This window comes from Kribbella deserti (assembly GCF_042434725.1).
Classification (GTDB): Bacteria; Actinomycetota; Actinomycetes; order Propionibacteriales; family Kribbellaceae; genus Kribbella; species Kribbella deserti.
The window spans coordinates 147,175-163,970 of sequence record NZ_JBHLTC010000008.1; the positions used below are offsets into that span (position 1 = coordinate 147,175).

Below are 16,796 nucleotides of genomic sequence, written 5' to 3' on the forward strand. Positions count from 1 at the left end.
GAGATGGCCAGAAATCAGACCGTGAAGCACTACAGCTCCGTCGGCAGCCGGGCGTTCGACGCGATCAACCTCATCCTGTTGATCGGCCTGGCCGTGGTGACGGTGCTGCCGCTGGTCTACGTACTGGCGGGATCGTTCGCGACCGAGTCGGAGATCACCAGCCGGCCGTTCTTCCTGTGGCCGGAGAAGTTCGTCACCGACACCTACGAGTACATCTTCTCCACCGACACCTTCATCCGGGCGCTGCTCACCACCATCGGCGTGACGGCGGTCGGCACGGCGGTCCAGCTGCTGCTCACCTTGACGATGGCCTATCCCCTGGCCAAGCGGTACCTGCCCGGCCGGGCGCTGGTACTGAACATGGTGATCTTCACGCTGGTGTTCGGTGGGGGCATGATCCCCACTTACCTGGTGGTGCGTGACCTCGGCCTGCTGAACAGCTACTGGGCGCTGATCCTGCCGCTCGCGATCAACCCGTTCTACCTGATCGTGGTGAAGAGCTTCTTCCAGGAACTGCCCCAGGCCCTGGAGGAGTCGGCCCGGATCGACGGCTGCAACGAACTCGGCGTGTTCCTGCGCATCGTGCTGCCGTTGTCGAAGCCGATCATCGCCACCTTCTCGCTGTTCTACGCCGTCGGCATCTGGAACGACTACATGTCGCCCTTGCTGTACATGGACGACAGCAAGAAGTGGACCCTGCAGGTGATCGTCCGCCAGCTCACGGCGACCAACGCCGACTCGGCGAACGTGCTGCAGCAGCTGGAGTCGGTGACCTTTCCCGAGCAGGGCCTGAAGTTCGCGGTGGTGGTCGTCGCGACGTTGCCGATCCTGCTGTTCTACCCCTTCCTGCAAAAGCACTTCGCCAAGGGCGTGCTGATCGGCTCGGTCAAGGAGTGACCGAGGTCCGCTGGCTGGAGGAACCGCGCGGACAGGGCACCTGCTGGGGAGTTCCCTGGCCGCGCGGCACGGTAGCGCCCGGTACGCCGTTCGCGCTCGCGGACGGTACGCCGCTGCAGAGCTGGATCACCGCCACCTGGCCGGACGGCTCGGTCAAGTGGTCCGCTCACGCGATCGGCCCGCAGGAACTACCAGCCGAGTCGTACGACGTTGTGCCCGGCCGCCAACCCGCCGTACCGGCCTCGCCCGTGCAGGTAGTCCGTGACGGCGATGAGGTCCGTGTAAGCACCGGGCCCGTCACTTGGCGATTGAACCGGCCGAACCTCATCACCGCGATCGAGTACGACGGCCGGGCGGTCGCGCGTGACGTGCGGTTGATCAGCCTGCGCCGGGATAGCCCGGACGAGGGCGGATCGATCGTCCAGACGCAGACGACGGCCCAGGTGGAGCGGATCACCGTCGAGCAGGAAGGACCTGTGCGAGCCGTCGTACGGCTGGAAGGGCGTCATGGCGACTGGTTGCCGTTCAGCGTGCGGCTGGTCTTCTACGCGGGTGCTCCCGACGTACGGATCATGCACAGCTTCGTATGGGACGGAGACGCCGGGCAGGACTTCCTGGCCGGACTGGGCCTCGCCGCCGACGTGGTGCTGCGGGACGAGCCGCACAATCGGCACGTTCGCCTGGCCGGCCTGGAGGGATTCCTGACCGAGGCGGTTCGCGGCCTCACTGGTCTGCGGATCGACCCCGGGGTCGACGTACGACGTGCACAGGTGACGGGCCGACCGGTAGCCGATCCGGGAGTTGGGTCGCGCCTGCGGTTCATCCCCACCTGGAACGATTACACCCTCGACCAGACCACCGCCGACGGTTTCAGCCTGCGTAAACGAACGGCGCCGGGCCATGCGTGGGTGACGATTCCGGCCGGTACGCGTTCGCCGGGATACGGGTACGTCGGAGACGGCCAGGGTGGTCTCGGCTTCGGCCTACGCGACTTCTGGAAGTTGCACCCGACGCGCCTCGACATCCGTGGCGCCGCGACGGACCTAGCGACCGCGACGGTGTGGATGTGGTCGCCGAGCGCGCCACCGATGGACCTGCGGTGCTGGCATGACGGAATGGGCCAGGACACCTTCGAGGATCAGCTCGAAGGCCTCGAGATCACCTACGAGGACTACGAGCCGGGGTTCGGCGATCCGCGCGGTATCGCCCGTACGCATGAACTGACGCTCCGGGCCCACGCCGCGACACCCGCCACGGACGAACTCGCCGAGCACGCAACGATGTTGAACTCCCCCGGCCTGTTGACGGCATCGCCCGAATGGTTGCTAGCGGCAAACGTCTTCGGGGTTTGGGGTCTGCCGGATCCGGAGCACCAGGAGATCGAGAACCGGCTCGACTTCCTCTTCGACTTCTACGTGCGTCAGCAGGAACAGCGCCGGTGGTACGGGTTCTGGGACTACGGCGACGTCATGCACACGTACGACCCCGACAGGCACACCTGGCGGTACGACGTGGGTGGATACGCCTGGGACAACTCGGAGCTCTCCCCTGACCTGTGGCTCTGGTACCAGTTCCTCCGCACCGGCCGGGCTGACGTGTTCCGGTTCGCCGAGGCGATGACCCGGCATACCGGCGAGGTGGACGTGTATCACCTCGGGCAGTGGCGTGGTCTCGGCTCGCGGCACAACGTCCAGCACTGGGGTTGTAGCTGCAAGCAACTACGGATCTCCAACGCGGCGTACCGGCGGATCTACTACTACCTCACGGCCGACGAGCGAACCGGCGATCTACTCGACGAGCTGACCACGCCGGAGCACACGTTCCTCGCGATCGATCCACTGCGCAAGGTACGAACCGATGTGTACACGCCCGATCCCGGCGCGCTGTCCGTCGGCCTCGGCGCGGATTGGGGCGCGCTGGCCGCCGCCTGGCTCACCCGCTGGGAGCGGTACGGCGACGAGCGGGCGCGGGACCGCCTCCTCGGCACGATGGCGGATATCGCGGCGATGCCCCGGGGATTCCTTACCGGGCAAGCGCGAATGGACTTGGCGACAGGGCGATTCGATACCTCGGTGGACGCGATCAGCGTGTCCCACCTGTCGGCCGTTTTCGGTCTGCCGGAGATCGTTGCCGAGCTCATCGATCTGGTCGAGGTCGACGGGTTCGAGCGGGTGTGGCTGGACTATTGCCGGCTCTACCTCGCGACTCCGGAGGAACAAGCGGCCGAGGTGGGGCATCCGTTGCAGGGCATCTCGCTGATCCAGGCGCACAGCCGACTGGCCGCGTACGCCGCCGCCCGGACGGGTGACGAACGCCTGATGCGCCTTGCGTGGCGGAAGTTCCAGCTCGACGAAGGTGATCAGCTCAACCGGAACGCCCTACAACGCGAGACCAACTGGCGCCTGACCACCATCACCGGCCCCGGCGTACTAATGCCCGTCGACGAAGCCGCCTTCATCTCCACCAACGACGCCGCCCAATACGCCCTAGCCGCCATCCAACTCCTAGCCCACCCCCACCCCCACCTGCCGCCTCTCACCGACCCCAGCTAACGCGGCATGTCTGCGTTCATCGGACCCTTGTGACCAGGCGTGTCGCCGCTCATCGGACCCTAGTGACCAGGCGTGTCGCCGCTCATCGGACCCTTGTGACCAGGCGTGTCGCCGCTCATCGGACCCTTGTGACCGCAGACCCCTTTGTTCACAAGGGTCCGACGACACGCCGCGGTCTGGTCAGAAGCGACCGATGAACCGCGACACGCCCTGTCACAAGGGTCCGATGAACGGTATACAGCGTTAGCTGCAGATGTTGAGGGGGGCGTTGTTGCGGATCAGGTTGCGGAAGGTGGTGTTGGTGCCGCAGGGGTTTTCGGTGATGCGGGTGTTGGTGACCGTGAGGTTCTGGATCAGGATGTCGCGGTTGTTGGCGAACTCGGTCCGGGCCGCGAGGCGGATCTCGCCGCCGCCGGTGACACTTCCGCTGACCGCGGCGATGTTCACGTTGTAGCAGTTCTCGATCAGGATCGAGTTGTTGCCGGTGTTCGAGATCGTCACGCGATCGATGACGGCGCCCCCGCTCTCGGATACGCAGAACACGCCGCGACCGCCGCCGCGGGCGATGACCGTGCCGACCCGGATGTTGGTCGGGTAGCTGCTACCGACGCGGCCGTTGCGGTTGGCCATCCGGAAGGCGGCGTACCCGGTGCCGGTGCCGGCGCCATCGGCGTCCACCGTGCCGATCGTGGCGTTGATGGTCTGGTTGAGCAGCAGGCCGGAATGACCGGTGTTGCGGGCGATCACCGTGCCGATGGACAGCCCGTCCACGCCGTACGTCTCGACGGCGTGGGAGCCGCTGCCGGAGACGTACACGTGGTCGATCCGGACGTTGCGGGTCCACTGGCTGGTGTCGCCGCGGTTGTCGATCCGGACGCCTAGACCGTTCGACAGGCGCATGTCGATCTGGCCGAGGATCACGTTGGTGACGTTGCGCATGAAGATGCCGTAGATCGGCGTGCCGGTCAGGTTCAGGTGCTGGACCTCCACGTCGCGAACGCCGCGCGCGTAGATCGGTGCGTAGTCGCCCGAACCGGAACCCGTCACGTTGATGGTGCCGCAGACGTCGAGCACGGTGTAGCTGGCGAGGGACAGCCGTGAGCCGGCGCTGAACGTGCCGGAGCCTTGCACGACGACCCGCTGCTTGGAGGTACGACCCGCGGTCAGGCTGTTCACCGCCGCTTGCATGGCCGCCAGCATGCTGGAGCCGGTGTACCTCGTGCTGCTGCCGTTGCGAGCGGTCCAGGTACTGCCGCTGACGGTGACGAGAGCGTTGTACGTCCCGGTGCCGCAGTCGGCGGCGATCTTGCCTGTCTGGTCGCCCTTGATCGCCTGGGCGCGGTTCGGCTGGACCGTCGATGCGGCCGTTACCAGGTCGGCCGTTCGAGGTTCGGCCGGTGCTGCAGCCTGGGCGGTTGGCGCGACGGCGGCGGTGAACAGCGCCGTCAGGGCGAACGCGGTACGGATGGATCTGGACATGGATATGCCTCCCGAATCAAGGAAAGGGCGGGGCAACCGCTTTCCACTGACCGGGATTGTTATCGCTCACACTCGGGCGGTCAACGGCCCGTAGCCGACTGGGCACGGCCAGTACCGGACACGCGTCGTTTGACGCGCGTCCGGACGGCTAGGCGAAGAGGCGTGAGCGCCGCCGTGGTGGCGGTACCGAGATGACCGGGATCAGTCAGCTGACCTCGGCCATGACCTCGTCGGAGACGTCGTAATTGGCGTAGACGTTCTGCACGTCGTCGCTGTCTTCGAGGGCGTCGATCAGGCGGAAGATCTTCGCCGCGCCGTCGGCGTCCAGCTCGACCGTCATCGACGGCACGAACGACGCGTCGGCCGATTCGTAGTCGATGCCCGCGTTCTGCAGGGCGGTGCGGACCGCGACCAGGTCACCGGCCTCGCTGATCACCTCGAACGACTCGCCGAGATCGTTCACCTCGTCGGCGCCGGCCTCGAGCACGGCCTCCATCACGTCGTCCTCGGTCAGCGTGCGGCCGTCCTGTTCCTTGGCCAGCACGATGACGCCCTTGCGGTTGAACAGGTAGGCGACGCTGTTCGGGTCGGCCAGCGAGCCACCGTTGCGGGTCATCGCCGTGCGCACGTCGGCGGCGGCCCGGTTCCGGTTGTCGGTGAGGCACTCGATCAGCATCGCGACACCGTTGGGGCCGTAACCCTCGTAGGTGATCGACTGCCAGTCGGCGCCGCCCGCCTCGGCACCGGAGCCACGCTTGACCGCGCGGTCGATGTTGTCGTTCGGAACCGACGACTTCTTCGCCTTCTGAACGGCGTCGTAGAGAGTCGGGTTACCGGCCAGGTCGCCACCGCCGGTGCGGGCGGCCACCTCGATGTTCTTGATCAGCTTCGCGAAGAGCTTGCCGCGCCTCGCGTCGATGACGGCCTTCTTGTGCTTCGTGGTGGCCCATTTGGAGTGGCCTGACATGCGCGACCCAACCTTCCCGACTGCTGTTTCTGGCTACTGGCCGCGCACGATCTCGGCGAACAGCCCGTGTAGCCGTGCGTCCCCGGTCATCTCCGGGTGGAACGACGTGGCGAGCAGCCGATCATGGCGAACCGCGACGATCCTACCCGCGGCCGGGCCTTCCGTGACCGTCGCCAGTGTCTCGACGTCCCGGCCGACCCGTTCCACCCACGGCGCCCGGATGAAGACGGCGTGGTACGGCGTGTTCAGCGCGGCGAATTCCAGGTCGGCCTCGAACGAGTCCACCTGCCGGCCGAAGGCGTTCCGCCGTACGGTCACGTCCAGTCCGCCGAGTGTCTCCTGGCCCTCGATGCCACCGGTGATCTCGTTGGCGAGCATGATCATGCCGGCGCAGGTTCCGAACGTCGGCATGCCGTCCGCGATCCGCTTCTGCAGCGGTTCGAACAGCTCGAAGGCGCGGGCCAGCTTGTCCATCGTGGTGGACTCGCCACCCGGTAGCACCAGGCCATCGACCTCGGCCAGCTCCGAAGGCCGTCGTACCGGCCGGGGTTCGACGCCGACCTGCGCGAGCATGGCCAGGTGTTCGCGGACATTGCCCTGCAGGGCGAATACCCCGATCACGGGCTTACTCATCGCTCTCCTCCAGTCGGGGGCCGAACATCACAGCGCCACTCGTCGTTGCCAATTGAGGGTGGTCTCGATCCGGCCCTCGTCGAACACGGCCGGGATGTCGCGTTCGGCCAGCAGAGCCAGCACGTCTTCGAGCAGCGGCTCCCCCGGCGCGACGTTCGCCGTGTCCGGGTGCCAGACCTTCAGCTCGAGCATGCCGAAATCGACCGCGTGCCAGACATCGGTGTCCGTGAAGAACACCAAGCCCTTAGCCTCCGTAGCCGCTTCAAGCGCTTGACGAGCCTCGTGGTGGTCGGCGCAGTACCGGACGACTACAAGCCCAAGGGCCTCCAGCTCATCCAGTACGGCGTCCAACCGGTCCGTGTCGGTCTCGTCCGGCCAAGTGGCTGCCTCGGCCTGCAGATCCGTGACGGCCTCAGTGATCAGTACCGGAACCAGAGCGGCCGGATCGACCTCGGGCGCGTCCTCGCGAACGGCCTCAGTCAGTGCGGCCTCAACCTGGCTCCGGTCGGCATAACCGGAGCGGACCAGGACGCGGGCCAAACCCCGCAACTCCCGGCCGGTCCGGTCACTGAGCCCTGCAATCACCAGCCGCGCTCGGCAAGACGGTGCGGCTCGGGGATCTCGTCGACGTTGATGCCGACCATGGCCTCGCCGAGACCGCGCGAGACCTTGGCGATCACGTCCGGGTCGTCGAAGAAGGTGGTGGCCTTGACGATGGCCTCGGCGCGCTGGGCCGGGTTACCGGACTTGAAGATGCCCGAACCGACGAACACGCCCTCGGCGCCGAGCTGCATCATCATCGCGGCGTCGGCCGGGGTGGCGATACCGCCGGCGGTGAACAGCACGACGGGAAGCTTGCCGGCCTGCGCGACCTCCTTGACCAGCTCGTACGGCGCCTGGAGCTCCTTGGCCGCGACGTACAGCTCGTCGGTGGGCAGGTTCTGCAGGTGCCGGATCTGCTGGCGGATCTGACGCATGTGGGTGGTGGCGTTCGAGACGTCACCGGTACCGGCCTCGCCCTTGCTGCGGATCATCGCCGCGCCCTCGGTGATCCGGCGCAGCGCCTCACCCAGATTGGTCGCACCACAGACGAAGGGCACGGTGAACTGCCACTTGTCGATGTGGTTCGCGTAGTCGGCCGGGGTGAGCACCTCGGACTCGTCGATGTAGTCGACACCGAGGCTCTGCAGCACCTGCGCCTCGACGAAGTGACCGATCCGGGCCTTGGCCATCACCGGGATCGAAACGGCCGAGATGATGCCGTCGATCATGTCCGGGTCGCTCATCCGGGAGACGCCACCCTGGGCGCGGATGTCGGCGGGAACACGCTCGAGAGCCATCACCGCGACGGCGCCGGCGTCCTCGGCGATCTTGGCCTGCTCGGCGTTGACGACATCCATGATGACGCCGCCCTTGAGCATTTCCGCCATCCCGCGCTTGACCTTCGACGTACCGGTCTGCGGACTGTTCTCGGTCACTCGATCCTCCATCGCTGTGTGGCTGCTGCGCTCCCAGCGTAGGCCGTGCGACCGGTCCCGGATCAGTCCACTTCAGATCATGTGGACTGATGTGTCCTGCGCCTCGGTCAGCGCCTGGCCGAGCCGATCCACCACCAGCCGCAGCGTCTCAGGGGGTGCCGTGAACGGGATGCGCAGGTGCCGCCGATCCGTACCGTCAGGCGTGAACAGGTCCCCCGCGCTGAGCAACAGCCCGTGCCGCCGGGCGATTTCGAGGACCCGGCGCGAGCGCAGTTCGGTCAGCTCGAGCCACAGCGTCATACCGCCGGTCGGCGTGACCCACGCCACCCCCGGCAACGTACGGAGGCCCGTCTCCAGCGCGGCCAGGTTGGCTCGCAGCCGGGCACGACGCCGTACGACGAGTTGGTCCAGGCGGTCCACCAGGGCCTGCGCGAGCAGATCGTCGAGGGCGCTCGGCGAGGTGATGTTGAGCTGCGCGGTGGTGGTCATGCGCCGCCGCAACTGCCGGCCGCTACGAACCCAGCCGACGCGGAGGCCACCCCAGACGGTCTTGCTCAGGCTGCCCACGCTGACGGTCCGCGGATACCGGCTGAGCGGCGGGGGCTGCTCGGACGCGGACAGCCACAACGGCCGCAGGGTCTCGTCGCAAATCAGCGTGGCGTCGTACCGGCGGGCGATCTCCACCACCTTGAGGCGGCGATCCCCCGGCAGACTGAGGCCCGTCGGGTTGTGGTTGTCCGCCTGCAGGTAGATCACCTTGGGTTTGTGGCGCCGGCACAGATGCGCGAGCTGGTCCGGATCCCAAACACCCGCGGGCCAGCCAACCACCTCCAGGTGGTGCCGTCGCAGGATGTCGAGGGCCGCGGGATACGTCGGCGACTCGGTGATCGCGATGCCCGGGCCGAGGTCGAGCCCGGCGAGAGCGGCGTTCAGCCCGGCGGCGGCGCCAACCGTGAGCGTGAGCTGATCCGCCTCGGTCGGTACGCCTTCCCGCGTGAGCTGCGCGGCCAGTACGGCGCGAAGCTCGGCCGAACCACCCGGCGGCGGGCCGTCGCCACCCATGGCCTGCGGCAGACCACCCGTAACAAGCTGAGCGCAGGCCTCGGCCACATCGTGCGGCGCGGCCGTCGTGGCGAAGCGCAAGTCGAGTAGGGGCTCATCCGCCTGGACCAGGGCCCGGCCGGTTTGAGTGGTGACGGTGGAGGCGGGGGCGATCGGGTCGAGCAGCCGGTCCAGCGGGCGTACGTGCGTACCCGAGCCACGCCGGGTTTCGAGTACGCCGTCCGCGCGCAGCTGGTCGAGCGCGCGCACAACCGTCACCCGGCTGACGCCCAGGCGGTCCGCGAGTACCCGCTCGGAGGGCAGACGCGAGCCGATCGAGAGGTCGCCGCGCTCAATCCGGCGCAGCACCAGACCCTCCACCTGCGCGGTCTTGGTGCCGTCCGCGGGATCGAGGTCATCGGCTCGCCACATAAGTCCACTCTGACACAACTGGCCTTACCCGCGGAAACAACGCGTGGCTCCGCTAGCGTCAGGGCGTGCTGTTGCCTGACTCGTCGGTGCCGGGGGCGGATCTGCCTGTCCGGGCGGTGCTGCCTGCCACGGTTGATGCGGTGCGCTCGCGCGGTACGGCGGTTGTGGTCGCGCCGCCTGGATCGGGCAAGACGTCGCTGTTGCCACTTGCGCTGGCCGACGCCCTCGAGACAACGATCATCGTCGCCGAACCGCGGAGGATGGCGACGCGTGCGGCCGCGACCCGGCTGGCGACGCTGGTCGGCGAACCGCTCGGGCAGCGCATCGGTTACGCGATGCGCGGTGAACGCAGCGGCGGCAAGGGACTGCGCGTCGAGGTGGTCACGACCGGGCTCCTGGTACGACGCCTGCAGCAGAACCCGGAGCTGCCGGGTGTCGCCGCGATCGTGATCGACGAGTGCCATGAACGGCACCTCGATGCCGATCTGCTGCTCGCGTTCTGCGTCGACATCCGGGCGAATCTGCGGGCAGACCTGGCGATCGTCGCGACCTCGGCCACTGCGGACACGATCAGACTGAGTCGCGCACTGGGCACGGACGTTCCGGCGCCAGTGATCACCGCGTCCGCCGCGCTGTTCGACGTGGCGATCGAATGGGCCCCGCCACCGGTCCCCGTGCCGCTGCTTCCCGGCGGGCGGGTCGACCCGCGCCTGCTGGATCACGTCGCGGCCGTCGTACGGCGGGCGTGTGCCGAGAACGACGGCGACGTCCTCGTGTTCGTTCCGGGTGAGGGCGAGATCAACGGCGTGACTCGCCGGTTGGCGGATCTGAACGTACTGCCGTTGTTCGGTCGCCAGTCGAGGGCTGAACAGGACCGCGCGCTGGCGCCGGCCGCTACTCGACGGATCGTGGTCACGACCTCGGTCGCGGAGAGTTCGCTGACCGTGCCCGGGGTCCGGGTTGTGGTCGACTCGGGTCTGGCCCGGGAGCCGCGGACCGATCAATCCCGTGGGCTCGGCACGTTGGTCACCTGCCGGGTTTCGAAATCGTCGGCCGACCAGCGAGCGGGTCGCGCCGGGCGGGAGGCGCCGGGCCGGGTCTATCGGTGCTGGTCTGCCACCGATCACATGCATCTCGACGATCACGCGGCGCCGGAGATCGCGATCGCCGATCTGGCGGCCTTCGCGCTTGACCTCGCGGCCTGGGGTGCGCCTGCTGGTGACGGCCTGACCTTGCTCGAAGCACCGCCGATGGTGGCGATGACCGCGGCTACCGAATTGCTGCACCGGCTCGATGCCCTTGACGACGATGGCCGGATCACCGAGCGGGGACGGCGGATGGCGGCGATCGGCACGCATCCACGGTTGGCTCGCGCGTTGCTGGACGGAACGCCGCGGGTCGGCGTCGACCGGGCGCGCGAGATCGTCGCGATGCTCTCGGACGACTCCGGCCGCGACTTCGGCGACGATCTGCCGGCCCGCTGGCGGGCTCTGCGCCGCGGCGAGGACCGCGCGGCCACGGCTCGCTGGCGGGAGGAAGCAAAGCGCCTCAACGGGAACACGACCGACAACGGCACGACGGACGGCGGCACGACGGACGGCGGCACGACGGACGGCGGCTCGGCCGGCCGAGGGACGCGCGGCGTACCGGACGATCTTGCGGTGGGAACCTTGGTGGGACTGGCCTATCCGGATCGGATCGCGCGGATCCGGACCGCCGACTCGGCGACGTACCAGATGTCCGGTGGCACGGGTGCTGCGCTGGATCCGCAATCGCCGCTGCGGACCACGCCGTGGCTGGCGATCGCGGTTGCCGATCGGGCCCCTGGCCGTGCGGACGCCAGGATCCGTTCCGCGGCTCCGATCGACGAGCAGACCGCGCGAGACATCGCGGGCGACCTCGTCTCGACCAACGACCAGATCCGCTGGGACGACGGCCGGATCGTGACGAGGCGCGTCGAGACACTCGGCGCGATCGTGCTGACCGACGTCCCGCTGGCGAAACCCGATCCGCTGCTCGTCCAAGCGGCCGTCCGGGACGGCATCCGGCGCAGCGGTCTGTCCGTACTGCGCTGGCCGGAGGCCGCCCTCGCCTTGCGGCAGCGGCTCGCGTTCTGCCACGCCCATCTCGGCGCCCCCTGGCCTGCGGTCGACGACGAAGCGCTACTGGCCGAGCTCGACGTTTGGCTCGGTACCGAACTCGCCTCGGTGCGAGGCGCGCGCGATCTTGCCCAGATCGACGTGGGTTCGGCGCTCCGGCGACTACTGCCGTGGCCCGCGGCAGCCCGGTTCGGCGAACTCGCACCGGAACGGCTCCAGGTCCCTTCGGGCTCCGAGGTGCGACTCGCGTACGACGGTGTTGAGCCACCGGTCCTCGCAGTGAAGTTGCAGGAGGTATTCGGCTGGACGGCCACTCCGGCTGTCGCGGACGGTCGTGTTCCCGTCGTTCTGCACCTGCTGTCGCCCGCCCGGCGCCCGGTGGCGATCACGAGCGACCTCGCTTCTTTCTGGAAGCAGGGCTATCCCCAGGTGCGAGCCGATCTGCGAGCCCGCTACCCCCGCCATCCGTGGCCCGAAGATCCACTCACCGCCATCCCGACCAAGCGGGTGAAACCTCGCCAGTGAACCGGCCTTCGGCTCGTTCCGCGAATTGTCGGTGGGTGGTGGCAGAATCGAACCTATGAGCGAACGGTGGGCGATCGCGCCGCTGGAAGGCGGCGGGGCCGAGGTCGTGCCGCTCGGGGTGGACGGGCGGCCAACGGCTCCGGTCCAGCGCGAGGGCGATCTCGTTACTGCCGTGCGCTCGCGACCGGCCGTGGACCGCTGGGTCTGGCGTGCGACGGCCGAGCTGTATCCGCGCCTGCTCACGGCCGGGGTCCGGGTCGAGCGCTGCTACGACATCGAGAACGCTGAAGGTCTGTTGCTCGCGCACGAGGGCCGGTTCGGCGAGCCGCGATCGGCGGCGGCCGCGTGGGCCCGGCTGAAGGGTTTGCAGGTCCCACCGGATCCGCCGCTGCGCGCGGCCGAGCCGGGATCGCAGTCGTCGTTGTTCGAGATCCAGCCGAAGCCGGTCCCGTTCGACGCGCTGTTGACCGTTTACGCCGATCAGCTGCAACGCCACGAGAAGGCGGTTGATCCCGATCGAATGCGGCTGCTGACCGCGGCCGAGTCGGCGGGCATGCTGGTCGCCGCCGAGATGGACCAGGCAGGGCTGCCATGGAGCGCCGAGGTCCACCGCGCCCTGCTCGACGAACTGCTGGGCGAGCGCTATGCGGGCGGGGTCGAACCACGCCGGCTCGCTGAGTTGGCCGACCAGGTGTCCGAGGCCTTCGGCCGGCCGGTTCGGCCCGCACTCGCCGCCGACGTGATCAAGGCGTTCGGGCAGGCCGGGATCAAGGTGCGCTCGACCCGCCGGTGGGAGCTGGCCGGGATCGACCATCCGGCCGTCGCTCCCCTGCTGGAGTACCGATCGCTCTACCGCATCTACACGGCGAACGGCTGGTCCTGGCTGCAGGACTGGGTGCACGGCGGGCGCTTCCGCCCCGGCTATCTCCCCGGCGGTACGGCGACCGGCCGCTGGGTGACGAACGGCGGTGGCGCGCTGCAGATTCCGAAGGTCATCCGCCGGGCGGTTGTCGCCGATCCCGGCTGGCGCCTTGTCGTCGCGGACGCGGATCAGCTCGAACCACGCATCCTGGCCGCGGTCTCCCGGGACAAGGCCTTCATGGAGGTCGCGGGCAAGGCCGGCGACCTGTACAAGGCCGTCTCGGACAAGGCCTTCGCGGGTGATCGCGAGACCGCCAAGCTCGCCGTGCTGGGCGCGATCTACGGGCAGACCTCGGGCGACGGCCTGGAGAACCTGGCCGATCTCCGCCGCCGCTTCCCCCAAGCCGTGGCGTATGTCGACGACGCGGCGCGGGCCGGTGAGGAAGGCCGCCTGGTCCGGACCCACCTCGGCCGGACCTGCCCGCCCGCCGTGCGCACGGGCGAGGTGGACCCGTCGGTCGAGGTGGAGGAAACGCGCTACGCGGCGGGCTATTCCGGTTCGGACGCGCGGGCCCGGGGGCGTTTCACCCGCAACTTCGTCGTTCAGGGCAGCGCGGCGGACTGGGCGTTGCTGATGCTGGCCGCGCTTCGCCGGTCGATCACCGATCTGCAGGCGGAGCTGGTCTTCTTCCAGCACGACGAGGTGATCGTGCACTGCCCGGAAGACGAGGCTGAGCAGGTGTCGGCAGCGATCCGCGCCGCCGGGGAGCTTGCCGGACGAATAGCGTTCGGCGAAACCCCCACGCGCTTTCCCTTCACGATCGCCGTCGTGCAGTGCTACGCGGACGCGAAATGACCGCTACGAGCCGGTAGCTGGTTCGGGGAGCGGACGGTTGGGATTCCGGGGAGTGAAAAGGTGGGCCGCAGGGCTTCGGCATGAGCCGGTTCGGCCGCTACATTTTTTCCCATGGGTGCATGGGACGCGTCGGTCTTCGGTAACGACACTGCCGCCGACTGGGCCGGCGATCTGATCGACGCTGGTTCGGTGGATTCGATCGTGGAGCTGCTTTCGCAAGTGGCCGAGACCCCCGAGGACGACGTCCTCGACGCGGATCTGGCCTGCGAGGCGCTGGCCGCCGCCGAGGTGGTCGCGGCCGCCGCGGGCAGCCCGGTCGAGGCCGACGAGTACAACGCGGAGGCGCTGGCCTGGGGATCCAAGCATCCCGAGCTCGGCACGAAGGAGAACCGCGTTCTCGCCGTGCTCGCCGCCGAGCGGGTCCGGGCGCCTGGTTCCGAACTGCTGGAGCACTGGCGCGGTATCGACCCCGAGCCGGGCGAGTGGGACGAGGCCATCGACGACCTGGTCGAACGCCTCAGCTGACCTGCTGGCGGCGCTAGCTGCCGTCGTCGAGTTCGATGGTGCGGGGCAGTGGCGCGTGGCCGGCCAGGCGCAGCACGCCGACAAGGCGGCGCTGACGCAGGGCGCGGGTTGAGACCACGATGTCGTTGTGGAACCGCCTCGCCAGCTGAACCCGCCGCGCGGTGGCGGCCAACTCCCCCACCCACGGCTCGATCGCCGCACCCGTGAGCGTGGCAGCGATCGCCCGCGTGAGCGCGGACTCGCATTGCTCCCGGTCGTCGGCTGACGCCGTCCGGGCCCGGTGCGCGGCGTCCAGCAGTAGCAACGAACTGGCCGGATCGAGAACCCCCGCACTGGCCAGTTCCGACACCAGCGCCGATCGCCGCGCCAGTTCGGTGTCGAGCGAGGCCCGGGCCGTCGCGACCCGGTGATGCAGCCGGTCAAGCCGTCCCGCGGTCCAGGTCGAGTACAACGCCAACAGCAAGACGACCACCACAACCGCCACCAGCACCCAGGCCCACACGCCCCCATTCCACCTCATCGCCCGGACCGGGTCGACCAGCGCTTACGGGCCGCTGACGTTCAGCGCTGTTCCAGGGACAGCGGGTGGCGCCGGCCCTAGGGTCGAAACGTGGCTATCAAGGATGCTGAGATCGGCGTGATCGGCGGTTCGGGCTTCTACTCGTTCCTGGCCGACGCACGGGCGGTCGCTATCGACACGCCCTTCGGACCGCCGAGCGAACCACCGGTGGCCGGAGAGGTCGGCGGTCGCCGGGTGGCGTTCATCCCCCGGCACGGCGCGGATCACCGGTTCGCGCCGCATCGCGTGAACTACCGCGCCAATCTGTGGGCCTTGCGGGCGCTCGGCGTACGGCAGGTGCTCGGGCCGTGCGCCGTCGGTTCCCTGCGGGCCGAACTCACCCCGGGCACGATCGTCGTACCGGATCAGCTCGTCGACCGGACCTGGGGTCGCGCACACACCGTGTACGACGAAGGGCCGCCGGTGCACGTCTCCCCCGCCGATCCGTACTGCCCGCGCGGACGCGCGACAGTAGTCGCCCAAGGCAATGAACTGGTCGACGGCGGCACGATGGTGGTGATCAACGGGCCGCGGTTCTCTACCCGGGCGGAGTCGCAGTGGCATGCGGCGCAGGGCTGGTCCCTGGTCGGCATGACCGGGGCGCCGGAAGCAACCATCGCCCGCGAACTCGCGCTCTGCTACACCTCCGTGGCGGTCGTGACCGATCACGACGCGGGGGTCGAGGCCGGTGAAGGCGTCACTCATGCCGAGGTACTGGCCCAGTTCGGCAAGAGCATCGAGACACTGAAGTCCCTGCTCACCAAGGTCGTTGCCGAACTCCCTTCGACCGACTCCGATTGCGCCTGCCACCACTGTCTGGACGGCCTTCCGCTGCCGTTCGAGTTGCCATGAGGATCTTGGTCACGGGCGGCGCCGGCTTCATCGGCAGGCACGTGCACCGCCAGGTTGTTGCCGAAGGCCACCAGGTCGACGTACTCGACTCACTGCGCGCCGACGTTCATCGCGAACCACCCCGCGGACTCGACGTCATCCAGGCCGACGTCCGGGACGCCGAGGCGCTCGATCGGGCCTTGCCGGGCGTCGACGCGGTGATCCACCTCGCGGCCAAGGTGGGCCTCGGCGTCGACGTCGACGATCTCGACGACTACGTCAGTACGAACAGCCTCGGTACGGCGGTACTGCTGCGCGCGATGGCCCGTTCCGGCGTACGACGACTGGTCTTCGCCAGTTCGATGGTGGTGTACGGCGAGGGGCACTACGACTGCGACCGGCACGGGCCCGTCGCGCCTGGGCCCCGGCGGATCGAGGACCTGGAGCGAGGGCGGTTCGAACCACTCTGCCCAGTGTGCGGCGAACCACTCACGCCCGGGCTGATCGACGAAGACGCCCGGCTGGATCCGCGCAACACCTACGCCGCGACCAAGGTGAACGGCGAACACCTCGCCGCCTCGTGGGCCCGGGAGACGGGTGGCGTCGTGGCCGCGATGCGCTTCCACAACGTGTACGGGCCGGGCATGCCACGCGATACGCCGTACGCCGGGGTGGCCGCGATCTTCCGCTCGGCGCTCGACCGTGGCGAACCACCGCGGGTCTTCGAGGACGGTCGCCAGCGCCGGGATTTCGTGCACGTGCGGGATGTCGCCGCGGCGGTTTCGCTTGCCCTCGGCAACGAACAGCCGTTCGCCGCGTACAACGTGGGCAGTGGAACGGTGCACACCATCGGCGATCTCGCGGCGGAGCTGGCCCGCGCCTACAACGCCGCGCCACCGGTCATCACCGGGCAATACCGCCTCGGCGATGTCCGCCACATCACCGCCTCCTCCACCCGCGCCCGCACCACCCTGCACTGGACCCCGACCTACGACCTCCGCACCGGCATCAAGGACGTGCTCACCACCAACTCGTAGGCGCTCACCGGTCCGGATCCGCCC

General features: G+C 68.7%; 14 protein-coding genes. 7 read left to right on the top strand and 7 right to left on the bottom strand.

Annotation, left to right across the window (positions count from 1 at the left end):
• The first annotated feature begins 3 nt into the window (after nt 1-3).
• Both ACFFGN_RS07915 and ACFFGN_RS07920 read left to right on the top strand, forming a co-directional pair.
• Nucleotides 4-897, top strand: coding sequence for a carbohydrate ABC transporter permease (locus tag ACFFGN_RS07915; RefSeq protein ID WP_380044687.1), 894 nt, complete (start codon nt 4-6; stop codon nt 895-897).
• Nucleotides 894-3,449, top strand: coding sequence for an exo-rhamnogalacturonan lyase family protein (locus tag ACFFGN_RS07920; protein ID WP_380044688.1), 2,556 nt, complete (start codon nt 894-896; stop codon nt 3,447-3,449). The genes ACFFGN_RS07915 and ACFFGN_RS07920 overlap by 4 nt, the downstream gene beginning before the upstream one ends.
• 243 nt (nt 3,450-3,692) lie before the next feature.
• On the opposite strand, the gene ACFFGN_RS07925 is transcribed toward ACFFGN_RS07920, so the two are convergent.
• From ACFFGN_RS07925 to ACFFGN_RS07950, 6 genes are all read right to left on the bottom strand, one after another.
• The gene (locus ACFFGN_RS07925) at nt 3,693-4,928 is read right to left on the bottom strand and encodes a hypothetical protein (RefSeq protein WP_380044689.1); all 1,236 of its coding nucleotides are present in this window, start codon (nt 4,926-4,928) and stop codon (nt 3,693-3,695) included.
• Between the two features lie 205 nt (nt 4,929-5,133).
• Nucleotides 5,134-5,895 carry a YebC/PmpR family DNA-binding transcriptional regulator gene (locus ACFFGN_RS07930; protein ID WP_380044690.1) on the bottom strand — a complete coding sequence of 254 codons (762 nt, stop codon included), beginning with the start codon at nt 5,893-5,895 and terminating at the stop codon, nt 5,134-5,136.
• A 33-nt stretch (nt 5,896-5,928) separates the two neighbouring features.
• Entirely contained in the window at nt 5,929-6,528 is a 600-nt protein-coding gene (pdxT, locus tag ACFFGN_RS07935) for a pyridoxal 5'-phosphate synthase glutaminase subunit PdxT (protein WP_380044691.1), read from the bottom strand.
• 27 nt (nt 6,529-6,555) lie between these two features.
• Nucleotides 6,556-7,113: a DUF6891 domain-containing protein gene (locus ACFFGN_RS07940; protein WP_380044692.1), complete on the bottom strand. Its 558-nt coding sequence runs from the start codon at nt 7,111-7,113 to the stop codon at nt 6,556-6,558.
• Nucleotides 7,110-8,006: a pyridoxal 5'-phosphate synthase lyase subunit PdxS gene (gene pdxS / locus ACFFGN_RS07945; RefSeq protein ID WP_380044693.1), complete on the bottom strand. Its 897-nt coding sequence runs from the start codon at nt 8,004-8,006 to the stop codon at nt 7,110-7,112. Before pdxS ends, ACFFGN_RS07940 begins: the two co-directional genes overlap by 4 nt.
• A gap of 72 nt (nt 8,007-8,078) precedes the next feature.
• Complete coding sequence (locus ACFFGN_RS07950; protein ID WP_380044694.1) at nt 8,079-9,479, bottom strand: aminotransferase-like domain-containing protein; 1,401 nt, start codon at nt 9,477-9,479, stop codon at nt 8,079-8,081.
• A gap of 65 nt (nt 9,480-9,544) precedes the next feature.
• On the opposite strand from ACFFGN_RS07950, the gene hrpB reads away from it, so the two are divergent.
• From hrpB to ACFFGN_RS07965, 3 genes are all read left to right on the top strand, one after another.
• The gene (hrpB, locus tag ACFFGN_RS07955; protein WP_380044695.1) at nt 9,545-12,103 is read left to right on the top strand and encodes an ATP-dependent helicase HrpB; all 2,559 of its coding nucleotides are present in this window, start codon (nt 9,545-9,547) and stop codon (nt 12,101-12,103) included.
• Nucleotides 12,104-12,158: 55 nt separating this feature from the next.
• The gene (locus ACFFGN_RS07960) at nt 12,159-13,820 is read left to right on the top strand and encodes a bifunctional 3'-5' exonuclease/DNA polymerase (protein WP_380044696.1); all 1,662 of its coding nucleotides are present in this window, start codon (nt 12,159-12,161) and stop codon (nt 13,818-13,820) included.
• A 111-nt stretch (nt 13,821-13,931) separates the two neighbouring features.
• A complete protein-coding gene (locus tag ACFFGN_RS07965; protein ID WP_380044697.1) occupies nt 13,932-14,345 on the top strand; it encodes a DUF4259 domain-containing protein in 414 nt (137 codons plus the stop codon).
• Nucleotides 14,346-14,358: 13 nt separating this feature from the next.
• Here ACFFGN_RS07965 and ACFFGN_RS07970 read toward each other — a convergent pair whose 3' ends face one another.
• On the bottom strand, nt 14,359-14,865 hold the full coding sequence (locus tag ACFFGN_RS07970) for a hypothetical protein (RefSeq protein ID WP_380044698.1): 507 nt from the start codon (nt 14,863-14,865) through the stop codon (nt 14,359-14,361).
• 90 nt (nt 14,866-14,955) lie between these two features.
• Here ACFFGN_RS07970 and ACFFGN_RS07975 point away from each other — a divergent pair, with 90 nt between their 5' ends.
• Nucleotides 14,956-15,756, top strand: coding sequence for an S-methyl-5'-thioadenosine phosphorylase (locus tag ACFFGN_RS07975; RefSeq protein WP_380044699.1), 801 nt, complete (start codon nt 14,956-14,958; stop codon nt 15,754-15,756).
• Nucleotides 15,753-16,772, top strand: a complete 1,020-nt coding sequence (locus ACFFGN_RS07980; protein ID WP_380044701.1) for an NAD-dependent epimerase/dehydratase family protein — start codon at nt 15,753-15,755, stop codon at nt 16,770-16,772. The genes ACFFGN_RS07975 and ACFFGN_RS07980 overlap by 4 nt, the downstream gene beginning before the upstream one ends.
• Nucleotides 16,773-16,796: the final 24 nt, after the last annotated feature.